Consider the following 977-nt stretch of genomic DNA (forward strand, 5'->3'; position numbering starts at 1 on the left):
TGTCAATCGGCACCGAAATCTGACCCCGTATCGGCGTTGAATATTGACCCCCCTCGGGTGGGCGGGATCAGGGCCTGAGGCGCCGGAACTGATCAAGGAGTGCAGGCGGCTCAGGCCCTGATCGGGTGCGTCAGGCGCGGTGCTTGAAGCGCCATGACTCGTTGCCGGTCTCGATGATCTCGCAGTGGTGGGTGAGACGGTCGAGCAGCGCGGTGGTCATCTTGGCGTCGCCGAAGACGGTGGGCCATTCGCCGAAGGCGAGGTTGGTGGTGACGATGACCGAGGTGCGCTCGTAGAGGCGGCTGATCAGGTGGAGTGAGGCGGACAAGGTGACTGTCCAGTGGACAGTCGCCCCGCCGAACAAGCTGGCCGCCGGATTGCGCGAACGGCAGATAGCCCAGCTCGTCGAGGATGACGAAGTCGAGGCGTGTAAGGTATTCAGCAGTGCGGCCCTGCTTGCCGCCTCTGGTCTCGGTCTCCAGCCGGTTCACCAGATCGACGACGTTGAAGAAGCGCCCGCGTGTGCCCCCCGGATCAGGGCGCGGTCGATGCTGATCGCGAGGTGGGTCTTGCCAGTGCCGGTGCCGCCGATGAACACCACGTTGCGCTGGTCGGCGACGAAAGTGCCGGTGGCGAGGTCGCGCACCAGGCTGGCGTTGACTGGCGTGCCAGTAAAGTCGAACTCCTCGATGTCCTTGGCCAGCGGCAGCTTGGCGATGGTCATCTGGTAGCGGATCGAGCGGGCCTGCTTCTCGGCGATCTCCGATTGCAGCAGGTCTCCCACGATCCGAGGGGGCTCATGCTGACGCTTGATGCCATTGCCCATGACCTCGTCATAAGCGCTGCGCATCCCGTAGAGCTTGAGGCTGGTCATCAGGTCGAGGATTTGGGTGCGTTCCATGTCGGCTGGTCCTCCTGAGGCTGTCGTAGCGGGCACAGTCGGCCACCGGTTCATGCGCCAGGCGCAGAGTGGCCGG

1 pseudogene is annotated in these 977 nt (G+C 64.4%); it reads right to left on the reverse strand.

The annotated features are described in order from the left end of the window. Window positions 1-130 precede the first annotated feature (130 nt). Window positions 131-901 (reverse strand): annotated as a pseudogene (gene istB, locus AC3A5Z_RS24145) (IS21-like element helper ATPase IstB). Window positions 902-977 lie beyond the last annotated feature (76 nt).

The organism is Cereibacter sp. Soil_C_27, from assembly GCF_057657095.1.